Origin of the sequence: Paenibacillus germinis (assembly GCF_013141785.1) — a bacterium.
In the GTDB taxonomy this organism is placed as follows: domain Bacteria; phylum Bacillota; class Bacilli; order Paenibacillales; family NBRC-103111; genus Paenibacillus_E; species Paenibacillus_E phytorum.
Genome location: NZ_WHOC01000048.1, coordinates 39151 through 60934 on the forward strand (window position 1 = coordinate 39151; position 21784 = coordinate 60934).

A 21784-nucleotide genomic window follows, 5' to 3' on the forward strand; every position below is an offset into this window, starting at 1 on the left:
CCTGACAGGCACTCAAAGTTTAAGTCCACCCGCCGTAATGCCATCAAGCAAGTATTTTTGTCCGAAAATATAAAAGAGCAGCGGAACGATAAGTGACAATGTCACCCCTGCCAGGATAGAAGACAAATTCCCCGTCCCGAACGCTCCGGTTAATGCCGTCATACCGATCGGCAGCGTCATTTTTTCGAACGAATTCAGAAAAATTAAAGGGCGGAAAAAATCGTTCCAATGCGCGATGAAACTTATTACCGAGGTAACGGCTATCGCCGGAAACGACATGGGAAGGATGACTTTAAGGAAAACCCATAATCGGCTAGCACCGTCCATATAAGCAGCTTCGTCATACGTATAGGATATGGACATCATGGTTTGCCGAATCATAAATATTCCGAACGGGTTGATAAGCCCCGGCAAAATGAGCGCCAAGTGCGTGTCGACCAAGCCTAACTTCGACATCAGAATGAACTGAGGAATGATCGTTACCTGTCCAGGGATCATAAGTCCGGAAAGAAAGACGAGAAAGAGGACGTTGCGTCCTGGAAAAGCAATACGAGAGAAGGCAAATGCGGCCAAGCTTGAGATGAATATATGCCCAATCACGATGATCAAGCAAATTTTCAAGCTATTGAAAATAAAATCGGAAAACGGTACCTTTGCGAACACCTCTGCATAGTTGCCGATGTGCCACGCTGTCGGAAAAATGGCAGGCGGCAATGAGAACGAATCTTTCGGCAGACGCAGCGAGGTGGAGAAAATCCAAAGGAAAGGGGTGAGCATGAGAAAAGAGAACGCAAGCAAAGCGCCATCCAGTATGATGCGTTCTAGTTTGATTCGCCTCACGGTTCTTCTAGACGTCCCTGCAGCCCGCAGCTTGGTAACCTCCACAAGTATCAACTCCCTTTTAGTCCCGATCGTAATTTACCCACTTATGGCTTATGGAAAATTGCAAGATTGTAACGCACAAAATGATCAAGAACAGACTGAGTGAAAGCGTAGATGCATAACCCATCTCATGATGCTGGAAGGCGACCTCATAGATATACATGTTCACCGAACGCGATGCATCGCCAGGACCACCCCCGGTGATAAGGTACGGTTCATCGAATATTTGCGTCGCACCAATCAGCGTAGTAACCAGAACGAAGAATATGGTAGGGGAAAGCATCGGCAGTGTGATGAAGAAGAATCGCTGCATTTTGCTTGCACCATCAATTTCGGCTGCTTCATAGAGCGGCTCAGGGATGCTTTGAAGGCCGATCAAATAGTAAAGAAATGCATTGCCTATAAATTTCCAAAAACTATAAATCGCAACGGCCAGGTAAACCCACTGAGGCGATTGCATCCAAGGAATCGGGTCAACACCAAACTTACTAAGAAAGTAATTCAGAATGCCGAAGTCCTTGCTGAAAATGAATTGCCAAGCGACGGCGACCGCAGCAGAAGTCGCTAATACCGGGAAATAGAAAATCGTACGGTACAGATATTTCCACCCTTTGGCTATATTCCGGTTAACCGCTAATGCAATTAGCAGCCCGAGAATAACGTGCATCGGCGTTAAAATCGCAACATACTTGATCGTATTGCCATAGGTAAGCCATAACCGATCATCAACAAGTAAATGTTTCATGTTGTCAAAACCGATCCATTTGGCTGGCGTGATTACGTTGTACTTCGTGAAACTGAGATAAATAGTTGCCACAACCGGTTCGCCGATAAATATAATAAAAAATAGCAAAGCAGGCGACAGAAATAAGAACCCGACAATGATGTTGGACATTTTACGATTGGCTGCCACGTTTGATCCCTCCCATGAACCGGGGTGCCGGCGGCGATCCTATTGGACCGTCGCCAGCATACCGCGAGTCAGCGTCATTTTTTCAGGATGGCATCGATTTCTTGTTTGGCTTTCTTCATTGCCGTCGCTGCATCGGACTGGTTAGACAGGATCTCCGATACATGCCGATCGAATACTCCCTGGATTTCACCATATTGCATCGGAGCTTCTACCGCCTTGGCAATATCGGCGCTTTCTGCATATACCTTCCAATTCTGAGCTGGTGTCTTCGGCAATACTTCGTTCATGACAGAGATGCGGGTTGGAATTGACGTGTTGGAAAGCGTCGTTTTCTGCGAGTAGACGCTACTTAGGAAAGCTGCGAGTTTATATGCTGCTTCCGGATATTTGGTTGATTTGAGCACAGGGAACGCCCCTGAACCGAAAATAACTTTGTTCGTCTTGAAGGTCGGCAAAAACTGTACATCAATGTTCGTGAATTTATTTTTGTCATAGGTGCCGAATGGCCATTTGCCTGCTGATATCATGGCAATCTGACCGTTGATCAACATCTGAATTTGGTTATCTTTGGGGTCTGGAACCGGCGCAACTTTATATTTGTAAATTAGGTCCTGAAAAAATTGCATCATCTCAATGGCATTTGGATCATCTAATTTACTTGTGGTCATATCGTCATTCAGAACACTCGCATCATTGTTAAATAACCATGCAGATGCTCCAAAATAATAATTTGGAATCGCAAAACCGAATGTTTTCTTGCCACCCTTCTCAGAGGTCAATTTTTGAGCGTACTGGAGAAAGTCATCCTTCGTCCAGCCTTTATTTGGAACGGATAGCCCTGCTTGCTTGAGAAGATCGGTATTGAAGTGCATAACAACGTTATTCCAGTCCCAAACAAAGCCGTACGTTTTATTGTCAATAACGAAAGGCGATTGAAGCTTTGGATGCAGATCACTATAGTTTTCCAAAGCACCGGGATCTGTTTTCATATATGGATCCAGCGGGAGAAGCAGGTCCTGTTTGGCAAACATCTGGATGCCTTCGATGGCTACGCGAATAACGTCAGGCGATTTGCCGCCAGCAATCATTGTCTGAATCTTATTAAAATAATCGGCCCAACCATTACTGACCACTTCGACCCTCTTCACTGTGATATCGGGGTTAACCTTATTGAACTCGGCCAAAATATTCGTAAGTTGTTCATCGGATGCTTCATTCTTGCTCCAGACTAACGTAAGTTCGGCTTTGCCTGATTTGTTTGCAGTAGTATTACCTGTCGAGCTGCATGCGACTAGCGACCACCCAAGAGAAAGAGTTAGTAATAAGACCCAGGCCTTTTTCATATTCGAGACACCATCCTTAGCAGATTGTGGGACGCACTGCCGGAACAGCTAACCCGGTGCATCCAGATGTCTGTCTATGTTGTTGAATCATGGTCGAAGATCAGTTCCGTGCACGTGCACGGAAAAGACTAAAAAAATTTGTGCCGAAGATACTATTACCGATAGGGGCGTCCCCCTCGCCACTTTTCTTGCATCTGAGTGGCAAATTAACAATGTGAGCTCCAATTGCGTAAATCGTGCACGTGAACGAACTTATCTTATCAAATGCCCTTATGTTTGTAAACGCTTTTATTACAAATTAGTTCATCTTTCCTATACCTACTCTTTCCTATATCGTTCACGAGCACGGGGTATTGACCAGCTCGCTCTGTTAAGCTACGATTAGACCACTAGATCCCATACTCACGGAGGCCGCATGAACATTACCAGTAAACAAATCGCCGAGCTGTGCGGAGTTACACGGGGAACGGTGGATCGGGCGTTAAACAACCGTCCCGGTATTAATCCGGAGACTCGCGTGAAAATACTGCGGGTCGCAGAGGAGCTCGGCTACCGCCCCCATTTTTTAGCTCAAAGTCTTGTCAAAGGACATACCAAAACGTTAGGTATCGTGCTGTTTGACATTCATAATCAGATTTTCTCCCAGCTATTCCACGCATTCGAAGCCGAAGCTAGAAAACGAGGTTATATCGTCTATCTTGTCCTTTCTAATCGCGACAAGGACCTAGAACTAGAGTATATCAACAACTTGTTAGATCGTAGAGTTGACGGAATCGCACTATTGCCGACCAATTTCAACAAAAAATTTGAAACTCTTTTGACACGCTCGCGGACACCTATCGTAACATTCGGCAATCGCCTTTCAGGCCCGTTTCCTTATGTTTGGATCGACGACAAGCAAGCGATCAGAGACTCAGTCGCCTTTCTTTCCAGTCAAGGCTATCGGCACTTGATCTACTTAAGTCCGCCTCTTATGCGAAAGGGAAAAGAAAATATTTATGTGCCCGAACAACGATATCTTGGTTTTATCGAGGCATGTGATGAGATCTCCGATATGCGGCATAACGTCATCGCACAGAAAAATTATTTGGCTGAATTGGAACAATTGATAGAGAAAACGAACAGCAAAAGCGCGATCTTATGCTCTAGTGACGTGTACGCACTTGAGGTTCTGAAATGGTTGAAATCCCGCAAAATCCGAGTACCTGAACAAATTGGCCTCATGGGTTTCGATAACATTCATGTATTGAAATACATTAATCCCTCACTAACAACAGTTGACTACAATGTGAATGAAATCGGCACTAAACTAGCTGACATACTAATTAATCAAATTAACAATGATGAAGTTCCTTCCGAGACACTTATCGCTCATCATGTTCTCCAAGGAGAATCCGTCACTTTAGACAGAGATTTATAAGTCTCTGTAAGAGTGTTTATAAAGGTTGATGCAACGCAAGCGCTACGTTCAAGAGAAGTAATGCTTTAACATTCGCTTCCACATCCGTGTAAAGTTGTACTTTGTACAACAATAAGATAGCTATTCCGCATTATCTACGCGATTGTTGCAAAAAATACAACAATTTTAGCCTAAAGTAGCTTTAAAACCAGTAAACAGGATAAATTGTTGTAGAATTTACAACATTCTGAACTTGTCAAGCAGAAATCAAGGAAATTGTTGTACGTAGTGCAACTTCAGCTTGTTGATAAATTTCAAATGGGCTATATTTCCACTTGGTCTATAACAGATGTCCAAAATACCCATGAATTGGTCTACATTGAAGAACTAGTCCCCGCAGATCATCTTCTGAGATACATACACGCAAATAATTATTCCTTCATATGAATTGACACTCGCGCGTCAAGAGCCATCAGCGAACGATTGGCCCTTGGCGGCAAGGGCTTGACGAATCTGTTCCAGAGCCTTTGGTCCCATACCATGCAGCTTCAAGATCTCGGCCTCGGTGAGCTTGCTAAACTGCTCTAGTCGGATGTAGCCTGCACTAGAGAGTGCTCGACGTGCTGGACTGCTTAACTTCGGAAGGTCAGATTTCTGCTCGTCGTCAATTTTCATATGATTAGGTTCAATGTTTTTGTTCCTTGGCATATAAAGTTCTCCTTAGTTTTTAGTTGATTTTTCAAGTATCTTTTGCAGCGTAGTGTTAATATTCAACAAAGCCATGAAAATGAATCCAAGCATAATAAAAGTGACTATTTCTTGTGTGAAAATAGATACTACCGCTAATATTACTGCATATATTCCATAAAAATTATTTTTTGAAAATATCAATTCAAACACTCTCCTCTTCTAATAAAATTCCCTATACTATTTTACCATAATATGGTTGATGCTAGGGAAGTCGCAGCTTTCCTATAGACTCTTGTCTAATAATCAAAAAAGAGCCGCCACGGCAGCTCCTTGATGATGTTTATTTTTTTACACAAATCCTCGTTACTACGAATGGTTGACCAGAAATCCACTGAGATTCCTCGCTGGCCCAAAACATCGCTGATGGATAACATCAGAGTTCTTTCCCTTTGCCTTATTTCATTTGAAGTTGCGATTAATACTTGTTCTAAGCTACAATCGCACACTCGCCACAACTGGATAATGGTCCGACGGATAGCGACCGTTGTACATGTTTCTATCGACGTTGATTGAATTCACTTGAATTTCGGGCGTCACGAAAATGTAATCTATCGGCTCTCCCGTGTCGCCGCCTTTAAAATCATGCCAGGTACAGCCTACATTTTCGTCCATGCCATAAGCGTCACAAAGCCCCGCTTGTGTCAGAATTTCGATTACATCGCTGCTTGGGCCGCAGTTAAAATCACCCATCAAAATTGCCGGAATCCCGTCTAGGCCGTTCATGGAGCGGATTCGTTCTACAATAAGCTGAATGCCGTTCGTTCTAGCTTCCTCACTCATATGATCCAAGTGAGTATTGAACACGTACAACTCCTGTCCGTCTTGCTGCCTCAGCCGTACCCAAGTGCATATTCGCGGACAGCCCGTGTTCCAGCTCAAGTAACCGAGTCGTTCGGGATATTCGGATAGACCGAAGTTCCCGCTCTCGACTGGCTTCAGCAAGCCACGATGATAGAAGATAGCACAATGCTCGTCTTCGTTTCCTCCTTGACGGCCATCACCAAGCCAAGCATAATCCGGTAGCTGTGCCTGCAGATCCTGCAGCATAGCGTGGGTTCCTTCCTGCGTGCAAACAATCACTGCCCCTGCTTTTTGTATGGCCTCAGCCGCTTCATGGACACGGTTCGGCCATGCATTGTCTCCATCCTGCTTGACATTAACCCGCAGGTTAAACGTCATCACGGTTATATCCATTGTTATCCTCCAATAGGGTTACAAATAACCTGTCAACTTTTTAAGAATTTGCGCTTGTTCTGTCGTAATTTTCTTGCCGCTTTGGGCGTCCACTTGGTTAAGGAAAGCGTGGAGCATGCCTTCCTTGGCCTTTAGATTTCCTCGCTTCTCTGCTTCCTGCGCATTCAGAAGCTTGCTGCAAAGCCCATTTGCAATCCCCTGATCGTCCGCCATGAATTGACGAATGAGTTCGCACACCCCATCATAGGTCACAGAAACCTGAAACGTAAATGTGGCGGTACTGGTGTTTCCTGCCAAGTCTGTGGCCGACACTGTAATATCGTGGCTTCCAGGTTCAAACGTATAGGCAGGTTGCCTAACTAGTGAAGATGAACACGAATTCGTAATCAGTCCGGATAAAGCGTCTGCAGCTGTGCAGCCGATATAGACCGCTTGTTGTACAGTATACGAACGTTCGCCCGAGAATTCAATAACTGGCGCCGTTTTGTCGATCCGAATATCCATCGTTCGAGGAATCTCTTTAATACCCGAGAAGTTCGTAGCGGCATACGTTACACTCGTAACCCCTTCAACAGAAATCGGGAATTGAAGTGATACTCCCTTTACGGTCGTTTGATCAATCGGCTGTGCCCCCATAGCGGAATAGGAGATGGAGTAAGCACGATTTGCTTCAATTGTTACAGCAGCATCCTTGTTAATCCAACCGCTCTCGTTCGGAGACGGATTGATGCTTGCGACTGAGATCGGCGGGACTGAATCTTTGACGCTTATAAAAAAATCATCATAATACGCTGATGAAATATTATATCGGCTCGTTACAGCGATTAGACTAGCGTAGGCTGCATTGGCTGGGGCCTTTCCTTTGAGTGTCACCTTCTGCCATTGGGCCAATCTGGATTCGTCCAGATGGATTTCGAGCGTGGAGATCGTCGCGTTGTTCTTGTCAAAGAAGCGGAACATGAATCCCGGTTGACCTGACTCAATATACAGATTGACACCTGCTTGGTATTCTTCACCAGGTTTGACCGGAATCTTGTCGCTTTGTACGGCGACGGAAGCTGTCCGGAGTTTATCCGTGATCTTCAGGCTTTTGGAGCCGGAGAAGCTGCGATCACCGCTGATTTCAAACCGGTAATCTGTTCCTGTCGCGAACAAAGAAGTCCATCCGGGAATGACGCCATTGATCAAATTATCTTCCAATCCGGCGTTGCGGACAGGAACTGGGATGCCCGGTGGCTCCTCCACGATTTCCCCATCAACCTTCATTCGGTACAAAATCGTATTGGTCGCCTGATCGGTAAGGTATAAGTTCCCATCCACTCCCAGATCAAATCTTGAAGTGTCCGCCAACGTGCGGAACTCCAGCGTTTGCGGATCGATAACAGTCAGTTTGTTATTAAAAAGGACGTAGAGCAGTCCGTCTTCCGACCAGCGAAGCGGATGATGAGCCCATTGGCTGAAATTCAGACTCGGATAGATTTTCTTACTTTTTACAACGTTGTACGTATTCGGATCTATGGCAAAAATGTATTCATAAGAGGCTCCCCAGATCAAGCCATCCGGTCCGACAGCCAGATCGCCGATGAAGATTGGTTTCGTCAAACCGGGAACCCGGAGTGGGAATTCAGCGATTTTTTGCTCCTTATCGACATCCCAAACGAAGATTTTCGCTTCCTCTTCCGTCGGTTCGGAGCCAAGGCCGTTCCGGATCGTGGTAGATCCATATATTTTGCCATTAAGGTAAGCTGTACTGAGTACGCTTTGATTCTGAACAACGTTGCGGTGCACTTTCGTTTCCCCCGTTGCCGGATCATGTACCGTTAAAGAACCGCCTAACGTACCATATCCGGATATCGTGGAAATAAACAACTTGCCCTGACCGCCTGTGATATTGACAAGCCGCTCCTGATCTTCCCCTAATACAGCTAAGCGTTTCGGGTTTGTATCGCTCGGCTCTACCGCCAAGTTGTTTTCATAAAGGGCGCCTTCCGGGTAAACCCCCATATATACTTTGTTTCCTATAGGGTAAACACTATCCGCTTGACCGATGCTGAAGGCCTTGGCTGTGTTATCCGTCAGATTGACAAGTGATGACCGAGCCTGCGAGCCTGTCGTGATTAGCTGTGTTTCTGAGACGCTCTGGAGTCGGTTCACAACCCCAGGAAGTCCTGGTATGACAGGTGGTTTGAGATAAACCTGCTTTGTTTCGATATTCATCAACGTTACGCCGCCGTCATAACGTACTGTCACCAGTGTTTTACCGGGCAGCTCAGGGTTATTCGGAATCTCCACCCAATCCGCACCGCGCAAGCCTGAAGCATATTCCATTCCAGTCAACGCGACTTCATGCGTCGCAAGATCGAAGGTCTTCAGCTTTTTATCGGACATATAGTACAGTTTTCCGTCTAGTGAGTCCGTGGCATGCAATCCCGTTACATTCTCCAATTGGACATCCATCCAAGCTTCTGTCTGCGTATCGTAGATGTAGGCTTCTCCTGGCACTCCACTGCCGTCCGTATAACGGGCAAACAAATAACGGTCATCAATGGTGTCCAAATCATACACCGTATCGTTCTTGACGCTGAGGGAAGCGGCAATATTCGTTTTCACACCCGTTGCCAAATTCACCCTGACGATTTGCTTATGTGCGGTTCCCGCATAGACGTTCCCGCCTTGGTAAGCGATAGAACGTACATATTCTTGATCCAATGCGCCGATGACTCGGCCGTAATCCTTGGTCATTTTGGAGACAGGGTCATACTGATATACCTTACCACCGGGATATGTCCCCACATAGACACGTCCCTGCTCATCCGTTGTAATACTGTTCGGTACGGATTGCCCATCGATCTGAGCCACCTGTGTTGGCGTATGTGTCACCGGCGAGTAGCTCCAAAGCCTGGCCCCGCCACCATCAGCTGCTAGGTATAAAGTTCCGTCAGGGGCAACCGTATGCGCCCAGGAACTCTCCGAAGGGCCAATTGGAATGCTTCGCAACAGCTTATAATCCTCCAGATCAATGACATTGAGATGTCCCGGCTTCCCTTTGCTCGTCGCATAAAGCACATAATGCCCGTCTTCTCGGCCTACAGTGCCATTGAATACCGCAACTGTATAATTATTCGGAATCAGAAGCTCTTCCGGGGTCCCGTAAGTTTTCTGTGAAAGTCGGTTGCCCTCAGCCGAAACGAATACTCCGCCCCAACTTGTCAAAGTGATTAATATGATCATCATGAGCATGAAAACACGATACTTGCTGTTTAGCATTACAAAACCTCCTTAGAGTTTTCAGAGATAACTTTCTCTCTCAAAATGTGAGCGTTTTCACTTCTTCGGAACAGCTTGCTTGTCATATGCCCTCCTCCCTTTTATTTGCAGTTACGCTTTGGGTATTTACTTGTAAGCGCGTTAGCTTCCCTTTTTATATTAAAAGTGCTTCCAACATCCGTAAACAAAACGATTTCCGCCGACTTATATTTTTCTCATACTTTCCTTCAAAAACAAAAAAAACCTTGTCATATCAAGGTTTTCTGCGTGTGGAGAATGATAAAGAGGTAGAAATTCGTTAAAAATGAGGAGTCGTACAGGCTCTTCTGTCAGCCGATCGTGATCTTCCCCTCCGGGTAACGATAAGTTTCTTTTTTCGGCAATGGAGACATGGTATATGCCAATGTGACGGGACCAAGACGTCCGACAAACATTAAAATGATGATAAACACCTTACCAAATCCCGAGAGCTGCGACGTTAATCCAACCGACATTCCTGCGGTAGCATACGCCGAAGTAACTTCGAACAAAATACCTAAGAAATGGAAATTCTCGGTGATCGAAAGGATCATTGTCGAAAGTACGATTAAGATAAAGGAGAGCAAAGTAAATGTAATAGCTTTATAAATCCGATCCTTCGAAATTCTTCGGTGGAATAGTACAATTTCTTCCCTGCCTCGAATCATTGCGTAAACCGCTCCGACGAGGATTACGAAGGTAGTCACCTTTATCCCCCCACCGGAAGAACCTGGCGCGGCTCCGATAAACATCATGATAACAATAAAAAACTGCGTAGCTTGCCTCATCGAGGCAATTTCGACCGTGTTCACACCCGCTGAACGTGATGACACGGATTGCAGCATCGCGCTGAGCGTTTTGCCTATGGTGGACAACGGCTGCAGTGTGAGGGAATTTGAGTACTCAAACACAAAGATGACCAGTGTGCCTACTAATATCAGAGCAGCGGAAGCGGTTAGGACAACCTTACTGTGCAGCGTTAGTTTTTTATTCTTAGGGTATGTAAGCAAGTCAGAGATAACGATAAATCCGATTCCGCCTAAAATGATAAGCAGCATTGAAACAATATTAATGTACGGGTCCTCTACATAATGCATTAGACTTCCCAATCTATTAGGTAAACCGCCAAACAGATCGAACCCCGCGTTGTTGAATATCGAGATGCTATGAAAAATGCCAAAGTATATCGCTTGGCCGATTGGCATTTCAAATGACCAGCGAATTGCGAATAACAGCGCGCCTGCCAGTTCAATATATAGCGCATAGATCAACACCTTACGGATAAGACGGACTATACCTTCCGTTGAATCGTGGTTCATCGCTTCCTGTAAGATGAGACGCTCCTGAAAAGAAATACGGCGGCGGAGTACGAGCGCAATTAGTGTGGACATCGTCATGAAGCCGAGACCGCCAATTTGGACTAGCAAAATAAGAACAATCTCCCCAAAGGTCGATAAATGTGCTCCTGTATTAATCACGGACAGCCCAGTAACACAAGTAGCGGAAGTCGCCATAAATAAGGCGTCAATAAATGTTAATCTCCCTACGTCAACATAGGAGATAGGCAGCCATAGTAATACGGCACCAATTAGGATGATTACTAGAAATCCGATCGCCATAACTTGAGGCGGATTCAAGCGGAATTTTTTCTTGGAATAGTTTAACATGTGAAGGCTCCATAAGCTTATGATTGTGCGATTATTGTATAATCTGGAAGGAACAAAGTAAAGACAGCATGAACAAGATGGCATGCCCTTAAATAGTCTTATAGAATTTTTTGATAATTATTTCTTTTTTTCATTCGAATTATGGTAAGATATCGTACGATAAGTTTAAGAAGGGAGTTCCAACCGTGTCTCGTATTATTCAAGTAGATGAACGCCCCTCCATAGGCGAAAGTATTCCCCTTAGTTTACAGCATTTATTTGCAATGTTTGGCTCCACCGTGCTGGTTCCTATTTTGTTTCATGTCGATCCAGCTACTATTCTGTTGATGAACGGAATAGGCACCTTGCTTTATATTTTCATCACAAAAGGAAAGATCCCCGCTTTTTTGGGGTCAAGCTTCGCCTTCCTCTCTCCTGTTTTCCTCGTCATCGCTTCCAAAGGATATAGTTCGGCGTTAGGCGGATTTCTGGTTGTCGGATTGATTTTTACAATCATAGCGTTGTTGATTCGTGTCGTGGGGACAAGCTGGATTGACGTCGTATTTCCACCTGCTGCGATGGGAGCGATCGTATCCGTTATCGGTTTAGAGTTAGTACCTACAGCCGCCACTATGGCAGGCATTATTCCGCCGGCTAATTTAAAAGAAGCCTGGGTTCCCGATCCTATCGTTATAACAGTCTCTATTATTACGTTTTTGGTAGGCGTAGTAGGTTCCATTGTCTTTCGTGGACTATTGAAGGTCATCCCGATTTTGGTAGCCATCGTTGTCGGTTACGTACTTGCAGCACTGCTTGGTTTGGTGCATATTAGCGAAACATTAGGAGCTGCTCAGTGGTTCAGACTCCCTACATTTTACAGTCCCACATTCGATCTGGCGAGTATTTTAATCATCGCTCCTGCGGCTTTAGTTGTCATAGCTGAGCATATTGGCCACTTGATTGTTACCGGGAATATGGTAGGCAAAGATTTATCCAAAGACCCTGGACTAAGTAGATCCTTACTCGGAAATGGCATCTCTACGATGCTTTCCTCCTTAGTAGGCTCAACGCCTAATACAACTTACGGTGAAAATATCGGTGTGATGGCGATTAGCCGCGTATATTCGGTGTGGGTTATCGGAGGAGCAGCGATCCTGGCGATTGTGCTCTCCTTTGTCGGGAAAATCTCAGCCTTGATTCAAACCATTCCTACTCCGGTCATGGGCGGCGTTTCCTTGCTGCTGTTCGGTATCATCGCTGCCTCAGGGATCCGCATGCTGGTGGAAACCAAGGTCGATTATTCCAAACCGGTCAATCTGATTCTTACAACCGTTGTTCTTGTTATTGGCCTTAGCGGGGCAACACTGAAATTGGGACATTTTGAACTAAAAGGTATGGCACTGGCCACCATAGTTGCCATTCTGCTCAGCTTGTTCTTCAAGCTGCTGGAGGTTCTCAAACTTTCTAACGACTAAAGCTCAAATGGTAATAAGAATGGCTCTCCCTATAGTCTTAACAGACCCGAGGGAGAGCCATTTTTTAATTTTTTAAATATGAGTCTTCGCAATATCTACTTCAACCTCTTACATACATGGATGGCATCAAAAAAAGGCTCGCTATACCTACCATCCTCCTGAACTGTCCAACAGGTTGCTAGAACAGAATGTGCAAAGCCCCACGATAAGATTCTTTTTTTGTCTAAATTCAACTCTTTTACAAATATATCAATACGCTTTTCAATGACCTGTGTTGAATCTCCATTAGGCAATTTATTTAGTAAATACTGAATGACGTCGTATTCTCTGTCTCCAATCAACCCTTTAGGATCAATCGCTAACCAAGGTTCCCTAGCCGCCATTAAAATATTGTAATGATGTAAATCGCCATGAAGTAAAAATGGTTTATCCGGCATAGCGTTCATTGATCTATAAGTGTCCACTGCTTCTTGCAGTATTTCTTTTGTTATAGGACCTAGACCTTCTGTATTTCTCTTATAAGTATTGATTAATTTCTCTTCCATATGCCTAGTTGTTGGAATGCTAGATAAGTTAGAAGGTGCAGGAATCCATAATTTCTTCATTACTTGTGAGGCAATATGTGCAGCTTCCTCCTCATTTTCTAATGAGGCTAATGTTTGCCCAGGAATTAATCGTTCAAGAATAAGAATCCCTTTTGCGATATCTATATCAATGATTTTAACAATGCCATTCCCATTAAAAAGTTTAAGGGCTGCGACTTCAGCTACAAATTCATCACCTGGAATGACGAGTTTTATCACAACTTCAGTTCCGTCTTTCCGTATAGCAGGAGCCACAAAATTAAAAGATAAATCAAACGGGGGCATCATTTTCATTTGCCAACGCTTTTCGCAATCATAAATAAGCCTGTCAAAATCTCTCAACCATTCTTCGGCTTTCACCTTATGGACGTCTCTTAATCTTTGAACGAATTGTTTTGGTAAGCTGCTCATTATCTTTGCCCCCACAATAGTCAAATTGTAGTACGATCGATCTCATTATAAGATAAATCGTCCAGATTAGGTACTTATCTAACTATGAGAATGGTTTCATCTAAATATAGGATTTGTTTTTACGTTCATTTTTTATTAAAATAAGTAAATTCGCTAACCATTTTGCAAAGAAGGAACCCATATGCCTTTTCTCAGATTTAAAGGTTTTCAAAAGGATTTCATTGCTTCGATTTCAAGCACCATCATCCAACAATTTTCGAAGTTAACGGGCGTTGTGCAAGAAAAAATAAAAATCGAACTTCTTCTTGTGGAACAATTAAATAACTCTCCCCTATCATTAGAAATATATATGTTCCCAAGAGATCAGGAATTGCATGATAGCATTGTTAAAGAACTCTATACGATTTTAAGTGAGCATGGCTTTGGCGATGTTCATATCTTTTTTATCCTGCTATCCCCTCATTTGTATTATAAAGAAGGACAACCATTAATCACCAATCATTCAGAACCTTTCTTAATTACATGACTATATGGAGTGAAAAAGAACAATGGGCTGTCCCAAAAGTAGAAAAAGTCTACTTGAGGGCAGTCCTCTTTTATTGAAATTGGTCAAGGAATATCACCCGACCTTTGGTTTAGCGGAACGTCGATTCGTTAATTTGGGGAATCTACGCTAGAAATCAAATTAGGGGAACGTAAGTGCGCTATCTGATCATTTGAACGATCCGGAGGCAAAAAAATTAGAAATACTTACTCCACGTTAAACTCCATATGATTTTTTTCCTGTTTATAATAATCTAGTCTGTCCTGTAAAGTACCTGTATGAAATTCGAACTTATGACCGTCTGGGTCAGTGAAGTAAATAGACCTCTTATCTTTCTCATCTCTTGGACGACCTGAAAGGATGTTAACATGCAATTTCTTTAGTTTCTCATACAGATTATCAAAGTCGGCTTCTTCAATTGAAAAAGCAATGTGTGTGTAGGAATGGTTTATTTCATTACGCGGAATATTTTGTTCTACATTCAGGGCAATCCACATGCCATTCAGATCAAAATAGGCCGTACTTCTTCCTTTAACTAACAGCTTTGCATCAAAAACATCTTGATAAAACGAAATCGAATTCTCTAAATTAGAAACAGAAAATAATAAATGATTCAAACCTTTAATAGACACCCGATCACCTCAGAATTCATTTATTTTTTACTGACCCCAACTAACTCTTTAATCATCTCCGCCAAATACTCAATCCCCCATTCAAGCTCATGAAGCTTGGCATAGGCATAGGAAATACGCAAGTAACTTCCCGCATTTCTATCATAAATCGAACCGGGGTTCAGCAAAATCCCTGCCTTCAAAGCACGCTCAAACAGCATCTGCATGGGCACATCCACGATGAGGCGAACCCAAATGTAGAAACCGCCTGCCGGCACTGACCATGAAGCAATCTCTGTAAAATTGGACTTCAACAACTGAACAGCTAGATCCCGTCTTCGTTTAAGTTGTTCTCTAACATAGACAAGATGCTCTTGATATAAGCCTCTGCCAAGCCATTCGGCTGCTGCCCATTGGGAGACCGAACTCGAGCCGTAATCGTTCTGCATTTTAATATCAGCCAATCGATCAATAACCGGTTCTGGGGCAACCACCCAACCAATTCTGAGTCCTGGACTTAAGGTCTTCGACAAACTCCCCAAATAGAGGACCAGTGCATTGGGATCCCTTGACTTTAAAGGCGGCGGTGGTGGAGTTTCAAACCAAAGCTCCCTATAGGCATCGTCCTCAATGATTGGAAGTCCCTCATCCGCGCAGATTCTCATCAGCTCTTGACGTCTTGGCTCTGACATCAGCGTACTGGTAGGATTATGAAAAGTAGGAATGGTATAAAGCAGCGAAGCGTTATAGCCTTCTTTATATCGGCTAATCTGATTCGTCTGAATGCCTTCCTCATCCATAGGTAGACCAACCAGCTTAATTGCACTAGATTGAAACACATGGACCGAATACAGATAGGATGGCTTTTCCAAAAGGATGGAAGAACCTCGCTGCAGTAGTCCGATGGATATGAGCTGTAACGCTTGGAGCGAGCCAGATACAATAAGGATATTGGAAGGCGAAGTTTGAACGCCAATTCCTTGCAAGTAAGCAGCTATCTGTTCCCGCAAATACTGATTTCCTTTAGGTTCTTCATAGCCCAATGAGAAAGGATTTAATGAACTATTTTCAAAAATCTTCTTCATTTCTTCAGAAGGAAGCAGCTCCGGTGAAAGCTCTCCAGTCCCCAAACGGATAATGCCATCTTGAAATTCCGCACGATTAATATGCTGTATGGCAGGCTGGTTTGGATAATAAGTGCCGGCTTGCACATAAGAGCTCCAGTCAGGGGGAGGCGAAGCAGCTAAAAGGTTCCAAGAGTTATTGATGACTCTAGTCCCTCCTCTGGTGTTGCCTTCCAATAACCCCTCGGCAATCAAATCGCTCAGCGCGGTAACAACCGTACTTCGATTGACGTCAAAGCGTTCAGCCAGCGCACGCTGTGAGGGAATTTTGGTCCCAACCGCCCATTCGCCTAGCGATATTTTATTTTTAATAAAATCTTTAATCTGACTATATAAAGGGGTTTCCGACGATAAGTCCGGTTTCCATTCCATGCTGTGATCCTCTCCTAACTAGCTCAAATATAACATTTGGTTGGGTGATAAGCCATCCATTTGGAGGGAGACATCCGATTGATTTGCTCTATACTAGTGAAGAATAGTCTTATAGATGGGAGAGATCGTTTTGCTGGAAACTGTTTTACATGGGCTTATTTTAGGTTTTGGGCTCATTCTGCCTGTAGGGGTACAAAATGTTTTCGTATTCAACCAAGGTGCCCGTGGGCCCTCTTACCTTAAAGCACTGCCTGTCATCCTCACGGCGTCGGTTTGTGACACGATCCTTATTTTATTGGCAGTCTTAGGCGTTTCTTTCGTCGTATTAACCTTCACTTGGCTTCAAGCAGCGCTCTATGGATTTGGATTCTTTTTCCTCATATACATGGGGTGGGTACTCTGGAGGAGTAAACCTGGTTCGATGACATCACAACGGGAAAATGATCCAAAAAAACAAATCCTGTTTTCAGCATCCGTGTCATTAATGAATCCCCACGCTATACTGGATACGATTGGAGTTATCGGTACAAATTCCTTACAATATGTTGGCGGAGAAAAATGGGTGTTCACTGTCTGCGTTATTTTAGTCTCCTGGCTCTGGTTTTTCGGTTTAGCGTTCGCAGGACGCCTAGTGGGCAAGCGCGATCCTAAAGGCCAATTCATTACCAAATTAAACAAGGTTTCTGCTTGTATGATGTGGGCTGTTGCTGTCTATATGGGTATGCGATTCATTTAAGGTATGGAGGAAACGTTAACACTTAGAGCATTACTTTATGCCCACTGGAGGTTCCCAGATGAATGAATCCCTATTCTCGGCAGAGTGATGTTGTAAAATGTGCAACAATTTCAGCTTAGATCCCGCCTCTCACCCTTCACTGTTGTATTATGTACAACAATTTGGCCAGATACAGGCGATTTGCAGCAAATGGGCTCGAATTGTTGTACGAACCTACAACTTTATGCTGCAAAGTAGCCTTTAGGTGTGCGAATTGTTGTAAAAATTACAATTACTACTACAATTGCTACGTCGGTAGAGCCTGAGAAGCCGAAAATCGGCTTCTCGACAGACTGACCCGCGCGTCCGCCCTGTGAAAGCGCGAAAACCGCGCTTAATGTGGAGCGCTCGAACAAATAAGCGCGGTTTCCGCGCTTTCAGCGAGAGCTCCACGAGCAGGAGCTCTTCGGTAGAGCCTGAGAAGCCGAAAATCGGCTTCTCAGCAGACTGACCCGCGCGTCCGCCCTGTGAAAGCGCGGAAACCGCGCTTAATGTGGAGCACACGAACAAATAAGCGCGAAAACCGCGCTTTCAGCGAGAGCTCCGCGAGCCGAAGCTCGTCTTAATGAGCAGGTTGTCCTCCGACACCTGCTCATTATTTGTTCCATTCCAACCAAATATCTAAAAAAACTACAAAAAAAACTAAAAACAATGGCATACCTGTGGGTAGAAAGGAGCGCTATACTTAAGGCACACAAATGAAAGCACTTACAAATATAGAGAGAGGAGGTCCGCTTTACGATGAGAATACTTCGAAAAATTGCTCTCGGTATCGATTCATTTATTGAGTCTGCCGCCCTCATCGGCTTGCTTAGTATGATCATCATCGTCACCGCACAAGTTATGACCCGCAAGCTGTTTAACTTCGTATTTTTCTGGTCGGAGGAAGTGACCATGCTGCTTCTAGTCTGGTTTTCCTTCATGGGCATTGCGATTGGCTTTCGTGAGAAGCTACATTTGGGCATCGATTCCTTCACCCACAAGCTTCCAGCCTCCATCAATAAAGTTCTTGATAAAGTCATCGAGGTTGTTATTCTCGCTTTTGGTGCCTATCTTGTGTATTTTGGATGGGACTTCACCGTCATCATGAATGAATCAGAATTACCGGCCACGGGCCTGCCTAACAGCACACTATATGTCATCATGCCGATAACCGGCGTCATGACCTGTGCCTATGCGCTCTTGCAGTTGTTTGGTATCGAGACGAAGCGGCATCACAATATAAAAGAAGGAGGCCCCGAATAATGGATCCGACCATAGCTATTCTCATACTTTGCGTCACCTTTGTTGGTCTGATCGTCCTCCGCTTTCCGATCTCATTGGCTTTAGCAGGCTCATCATTGCTCACCTTACTTTACTTGAAAGTCCCACTGGCAACCGTGGGTCAAACGATGATTCAGGGGATGAACTCTTACTCCCTCCTGACCATTCCATTCTTTATTCTTGCCGGGCAAATTATGAGTGAAGGTCAGATGGCACTGCGTCTCATCAACCTCGCTCAAGTTCTCGTTGGAGGCATACGCGGAGGCTTAGCCATGGTCAACTGCGTCGCCTGTATGTTCTTCGGGAACATCTCCGGATCAGCCATCGCTGACGTCTCCTCCATCGGCTCTGTCATGATTCCGATGATGAAGAAAAAGGGCTATGACACCGATTATGCAGTTGGCGTTACGGTCTCTGCCGCCATTCAAGGCGTGGTTGTGCCGCCAAGCCACAACCTCGTCCTGTATTCCCTAGCCGCCGGCGGTGGAATCTCTATCGCGTCGCTTTTCCTAGCGGGCATTGTCCCGGGCTTGATCCTATGTGTTTCGCTTATGATCACGAGTTATATCATCGCCATCAAGCGCGGTTATACGAAGAGTGAAGCTGTACCAGTGCGAGAAATTCCGAAGATTGTACGCGATGGCCTGCTTTCCCTTCTAACAGCCGTCATCATTTTAGGCGGTATATTCACGGGATGGTTTACAGCTACAGAAAGCGGCGCATTAGCTTGTCTATACGCTTTTATTCTTACCTTTCTAGTGTATCGAGATATTCCCATAAGCCGGATGTGGATTATTCTCCAACGTACATTCCGAACCGTAGCCATGGTGCTCTTCCTGATTGCTGCCTCAGCTACCTTCAGTTGGGTTTTAGCCTTTCTCAAAGTTCCCGGCATGCTAACGGATTGGATGCTGGGCATCACAGACAACCCCATTGTCATTTTGCTGATCATCAACGTCCTTCTGCTCTTATTGGGCGCGCCGATGGATATGGCTCCACTCATCTTAATCATGACGCCTATTTTACTCCCAGTTGTGACAGCGCTTGGCATGGATCCTGTTCACTTCGGCATTATTATGATGTTAAACTTAGGTATTGGACTGCTGACACCGCCTGTCGGAACCGTCCTCTTCGTTGGCTCTGCTATTGGAAATATTTCGATTTCTGAAGGCACCAAAGCCATGATGCCATTCTTTTATGTCATGTGCGTTGTGCTCATGATACTTACCTATATACCGGGTCTCGTCATGTGGCTTCCTAACTTAATGAAATAAGGAAATAACTCAACTACTACGATAAAAAGGGTGAATATTCGATATGAAAATGAAAAGAAAATATATCACAGCTCTAAGTACAGTGATTGGTACAAGTCTCTTGCTTGCGGCTTGCGGTGGCGGCAGCACACCGACGAATAGCGCTTCAACAACGACTCCTGGAGCCGCGAGCCCTGCAGCAGCAGCGAAGAAAGCCGATGGTCCTAAATTAAATTTCCGTCTGGCTGAAACACACCCAGCAGACTACCCAACGACACTAGGCGATAAGAAATTCGCCGAACTCGTCAATCAAGCATCGGATGGGCGCATCAAAATCGATGTGTTCCCTGCCTCCCAGCTCGGTGAGGAGAAGGCCGTCATCGAGCAAGTGCAGCTCGGCGCTATTGAATTCACTCGTGTTAGTACAGGAGCACTTGGCGGATTCAACAAGCAGTATGAGGTCTTCAGCTTACCCTACATTTTCGATAACGATAATCACCAATGGAAGTTCCTAGAAAGCGAGCAAGGAACGAAGCTGCTCGATAGCTTAGAGTCATCACGTATGAAAGGACTGGCGTATTACAGCTCAGGCGCTCGTCATTTCTATTCCAAGAAGCCGATTAAAAGCATCGCTGATCTGAAAGGACTCAAAATACGTGTTATTCAAAACAAGGTCAACATTGATCTCATGAACGCACTTGGCGCAAATGCAACCCCAATGCCTTATGGAGATGTCTTCAATGCTTTGCAAACAGGTGTCATCGATGCCGCTGAGAATAACTATCCGAGCTACTTCTCTTCCAACCATTTTCAACAAGCCAAAAATCTCATTCTTGACCAGCACCAACGGGTGCCTGAAGTTCTTTTGATTTCAAAAGTAGCATGGGATAAGCTGTCTGCTGATGATAAAGCGCTTATTAAAAAGGCTGCCTTAGAATCCGTCAAAACGCAAAAAGCAGAATGGGATAAATTCGAAAAGGATTCCGAAGCCAAAGTGAAAGCGGCGGGAGTTACGATTACGGACGTATCTGATCTTAAGCCATGGCAAGATGCTGTAAAACCAGTTATCGAGAAATATCGCAACGACTATAAAGAAACATTAGAAGCGATTGAGAAAGCTAGACAATAGCACTACAAAACAAAGTAAAAAAAGGACATTCTAAGGGTTGCAATCACCCCCTCAGGTGTCCTTTTCATTTGACTTCATTTGGCTTCATCTAGCCTTCCGCCACATTTCCTATATTCCAACGGGGAGCAGCCTGTCAGCTTTTTGAACGTACTGCTGAAGTAAGAAATATCCCCATAACCAAGTCGTTCCGCGATCTCAGAGACACGTAAAGACGTTTTTATCAGCAGCTTCTTCGCTTCTTCCATGCGCATTTCAATGACATAATCGACGAACTTGCCTCCCGTTTGCTGCTTAAAGAGCTGGCTTAAGTAACTGGGGTTCAAATGGACCAAAGCTGCAGCATCGGTTAAGGTGATGTCTCTGGATAAGTTCGAACCGATAAACTGCTGCACTTGTTCAATGGCTGACAATTCGTCCGTTCCGATTAGCGGGGAATCCGCCAAGTGCCTCGCTGACTTCGTCGTCCGGTCTTGCATCCATCGGCCCAAACAATCTGCCATTGCCTCCATTTCCACAGGTTTAAGCAGATAGTCCTTCACCCCAAATCGTATTGCTTGCTGCGCTAACTGAAAATCATCATATCCGCTCACTAAGATTAAATTGGCTGATACTTGTGTCATTTGCTCCGCTAAAGCAATGCCGTCCATGATCGGCATCTTTACATCCGAAATAACCAAATCAGCTTCGTGCTTCTGCAGCGCATCTATAGCCTCCAAACCATTCGCGCATTCCTGCACGATTTCGAAAGGAAGCTTTGTTTGTTCCACGGCTTTCCGAAGCACGACACGAACCCATCTTTCATCGTCCACGAGAATGACTTTATACATGACC

18 protein-coding genes are annotated in these 21784 nt (G+C 44.7%); 7 read left to right on the forward strand and 11 right to left on the reverse strand.

Annotation, left to right across the window (positions count from 1 at the left end; genetic code table 11):
- Positions 1-12 precede the first annotated feature (12 nt).
- The 3 genes from GC102_RS10140 to GC102_RS10150 form a co-directional block, all read right to left on the reverse strand.
- A complete protein-coding gene (locus GC102_RS10140) occupies positions 13-885 on the reverse strand; it encodes a carbohydrate ABC transporter permease (protein WP_171689404.1) in 873 nt (290 codons plus the stop codon).
- Between the two features lie 16 nt (positions 886-901).
- Positions 902-1795: a carbohydrate ABC transporter permease gene (locus GC102_RS10145; protein ID WP_171689405.1), complete on the reverse strand. Its 894-nt coding sequence runs from the start codon at positions 1793-1795 to the stop codon at positions 902-904.
- 74 nt (positions 1796-1869) lie between these two features.
- Positions 1870-3138, reverse strand: a complete 1269-nt coding sequence (locus GC102_RS10150; RefSeq protein ID WP_171689406.1) for an ABC transporter substrate-binding protein — start codon at positions 3136-3138, stop codon at positions 1870-1872.
- A 415-nt stretch (positions 3139-3553) separates the two neighbouring features.
- Between GC102_RS10150 and GC102_RS10155 the strand changes: the two genes are divergently transcribed.
- Positions 3554-4558: a LacI family DNA-binding transcriptional regulator gene (locus GC102_RS10155; protein ID WP_171689407.1), complete on the forward strand. Its 1005-nt coding sequence runs from the start codon at positions 3554-3556 to the stop codon at positions 4556-4558.
- A 441-nt stretch (positions 4559-4999) separates the two neighbouring features.
- Here GC102_RS10155 and GC102_RS10160 read toward each other — a convergent pair whose 3' ends face one another.
- From GC102_RS10160 to GC102_RS10175, 4 genes are all read right to left on the reverse strand, one after another.
- The gene (locus GC102_RS10160; protein WP_246320845.1) at positions 5000-5245 is read right to left on the reverse strand and encodes a helix-hairpin-helix domain-containing protein; all 246 of its coding nucleotides are present in this window, start codon (positions 5243-5245) and stop codon (positions 5000-5002) included.
- Between the two features lie 474 nt (positions 5246-5719).
- A complete protein-coding gene (locus GC102_RS10165) occupies positions 5720-6481 on the reverse strand; it encodes an endonuclease/exonuclease/phosphatase family protein (protein ID WP_171689408.1) in 762 nt (253 codons plus the stop codon).
- An 18-nt stretch (positions 6482-6499) separates the two neighbouring features.
- Positions 6500-9748 (reverse strand): hypothetical protein, encoded by a 3249-nt coding sequence (locus GC102_RS10170; RefSeq protein WP_171689409.1) that lies wholly within the window; start codon positions 9746-9748, stop codon positions 6500-6502.
- Positions 9749-10077: 329 nt separating this feature from the next.
- Positions 10078-11433: a TrkH family potassium uptake protein gene (locus GC102_RS10175; RefSeq protein WP_171689410.1), complete on the reverse strand. Its 1356-nt coding sequence runs from the start codon at positions 11431-11433 to the stop codon at positions 10078-10080.
- A 185-nt stretch (positions 11434-11618) separates the two neighbouring features.
- Here GC102_RS10175 and uraA point away from each other — a divergent pair, with 185 nt between their 5' ends.
- A complete protein-coding gene (uraA, locus tag GC102_RS10180) occupies positions 11619-12887 on the forward strand; it encodes a uracil permease (RefSeq protein WP_171689411.1) in 1269 nt (422 codons plus the stop codon).
- 95 nt (positions 12888-12982) lie between these two features.
- On the opposite strand, the gene GC102_RS10185 is transcribed toward uraA, so the two are convergent.
- Entirely contained in the window at positions 12983-13882 is a 900-nt protein-coding gene (locus GC102_RS10185; RefSeq protein ID WP_171689412.1) for an aminoglycoside phosphotransferase family protein, read from the reverse strand.
- A gap of 181 nt (positions 13883-14063) precedes the next feature.
- Between GC102_RS10185 and GC102_RS10190 the strand changes: the two genes are divergently transcribed.
- On the forward strand, positions 14064-14408 hold the full coding sequence (locus GC102_RS10190) for a DUF1904 family protein (protein WP_171642032.1): 345 nt from the start codon (positions 14064-14066) through the stop codon (positions 14406-14408).
- 224 nt (positions 14409-14632) lie between these two features.
- Here the strand turns inward: GC102_RS10190 and fosM are convergent, their stop codons facing one another.
- Entirely contained in the window at positions 14633-15058 is a 426-nt protein-coding gene (gene fosM / locus GC102_RS10195) for a FosM family fosfomycin resistance protein (protein ID WP_171689413.1), read from the reverse strand.
- Positions 15059-15078: 20 nt separating this feature from the next.
- The gene (locus tag GC102_RS10200) at positions 15079-16533 is read right to left on the reverse strand and encodes an aminotransferase-like domain-containing protein (RefSeq protein ID WP_171689414.1); all 1455 of its coding nucleotides are present in this window, start codon (positions 16531-16533) and stop codon (positions 15079-15081) included.
- Positions 16534-16663: 130 nt separating this feature from the next.
- On the opposite strand from GC102_RS10200, the gene GC102_RS10205 reads away from it, so the two are divergent.
- The 4 genes from GC102_RS10205 (at position 16664) to GC102_RS10220 (ending at position 20953) form a co-directional block, all read left to right on the forward strand.
- The gene (locus GC102_RS10205; protein ID WP_171689415.1) at positions 16664-17269 is read left to right on the forward strand and encodes a LysE/ArgO family amino acid transporter; all 606 of its coding nucleotides are present in this window, start codon (positions 16664-16666) and stop codon (positions 17267-17269) included.
- A gap of 780 nt (positions 17270-18049) precedes the next feature.
- Complete coding sequence (locus tag GC102_RS10210) at positions 18050-18553, forward strand: TRAP transporter small permease (protein WP_171689416.1); 504 nt, start codon at positions 18050-18052, stop codon at positions 18551-18553.
- Positions 18553-19845 carry a TRAP transporter large permease gene (locus GC102_RS10215; RefSeq protein WP_171689417.1) on the forward strand — a complete coding sequence of 431 codons (1293 nt, stop codon included), beginning with the start codon at positions 18553-18555 and terminating at the stop codon, positions 19843-19845. The genes GC102_RS10210 and GC102_RS10215 overlap by 1 nt, the downstream gene beginning before the upstream one ends.
- A gap of 43 nt (positions 19846-19888) precedes the next feature.
- A complete protein-coding gene (locus GC102_RS10220) occupies positions 19889-20953 on the forward strand; it encodes a TRAP transporter substrate-binding protein (RefSeq protein WP_171689418.1) in 1065 nt (354 codons plus the stop codon).
- Between the two features lie 74 nt (positions 20954-21027).
- Here GC102_RS10220 and GC102_RS10225 read toward each other — a convergent pair whose 3' ends face one another.
- Positions 21028-21780, reverse strand: coding sequence for a response regulator transcription factor (locus GC102_RS10225; protein WP_171689419.1), 753 nt, complete (start codon positions 21778-21780; stop codon positions 21028-21030).
- Positions 21781-21784 lie beyond the last annotated feature (4 nt).

Bases quoted from the DNA above. Each gene is read 5' to 3' on its own strand.
- GC102_RS10150 (WP_171689406.1), bottom strand. From the start codon at position 3,138: ATGAAAAAGGCCTGGGTCTTATTACTAACTCTTTCTCTTGGGTGGTCG.
- GC102_RS10155 (WP_171689407.1), top strand. From the start codon at position 3,554: ATGAACATTACCAGTAAACAAATCGCCGAGCTGTGCGGAGTTACACGG.
- GC102_RS10160 (WP_246320845.1), bottom strand. From the start codon at position 5,245: ATGCCAAGGAACAAAAACATTGAACCTAATCATATGAAAATTGACGAC.
- GC102_RS10165 (WP_171689408.1), bottom strand. From the start codon at position 6,481: ATGGATATAACCGTGATGACGTTTAACCTGCGGGTTAATGTCAAGCAG.
- GC102_RS10170 (WP_171689409.1), bottom strand. From the start codon at position 9,748: ATGCTAAACAGCAAGTATCGTGTTTTCATGCTCATGATGATCATATTA.
- GC102_RS10175 (WP_171689410.1), bottom strand. From the start codon at position 11,433: ATGTTAAACTATTCCAAGAAAAAATTCCGCTTGAATCCGCCTCAAGTT.
- GC102_RS10185 (WP_171689412.1), bottom strand. From the start codon at position 13,882: ATGAGCAGCTTACCAAAACAATTCGTTCAAAGATTAAGAGACGTCCAT.
- GC102_RS10190 (WP_171642032.1), top strand. From the start codon at position 14,064: ATGCCTTTTCTCAGATTTAAAGGTTTTCAAAAGGATTTCATTGCTTCG.
- GC102_RS10200 (WP_171689414.1), bottom strand. From the start codon at position 16,533: ATGGAATGGAAACCGGACTTATCGTCGGAAACCCCTTTATATAGTCAG.
- GC102_RS10210 (WP_171689416.1), top strand. From the start codon at position 18,050: ATGAGAATACTTCGAAAAATTGCTCTCGGTATCGATTCATTTATTGAG.
- GC102_RS10215 (WP_171689417.1), top strand. From the start codon at position 18,553: ATGGATCCGACCATAGCTATTCTCATACTTTGCGTCACCTTTGTTGGT.
- GC102_RS10220 (WP_171689418.1), top strand. From the start codon at position 19,889: ATGAAAATGAAAAGAAAATATATCACAGCTCTAAGTACAGTGATTGGT.
- GC102_RS10225 (WP_171689419.1), bottom strand. From the start codon at position 21,780: ATGTATAAAGTCATTCTCGTGGACGATGAAAGATGGGTTCGTGTCGTG.